The organism is Lachnoanaerobaculum sanguinis, assembly GCF_033242365.1.
Lineage (GTDB): Bacteria > Bacillota > Clostridia > Lachnospirales > Lachnospiraceae > Lachnoanaerobaculum > Lachnoanaerobaculum sanguinis.
Window position 1 is genome coordinate 1 of the sequence record NZ_BTHK01000094.1, and the last position, 269, is coordinate 269.

At 50.2% G+C, this 269-nt stretch carries 1 rRNA gene; it reads right to left on the bottom strand.

What is annotated here, in order from left to right:
* Window positions 1-269 (bottom strand): 23S ribosomal RNA (locus SBH76_RS13665); the annotation flags it as partial.

Below are 269 nucleotides of genomic sequence, written 5' to 3' on the forward strand. Positions count from 1 at the left end.
CTTCGTTTCCTGACTTCTCCTCTTAACCTTCCGGCACCGGGCAGGCGTCAGCCCATATACTTCACCTTGCGGTTTCGCATAGACCTGTGTTTTTGCTAAACAGTTGCTTGAGCCTTTTTTCTGCGACCACTCTACTAAAGTGGCACCCCTTCTCCCGAAGTTACGGGGTCATTTTGCCGAGTTCCTTAACAATGCTTCTCCCGCCGGCCTTAGGATTCTCTCCTCATCTACCTGTGTCGGTTTGCGGTACGGGTACATATAACACAATA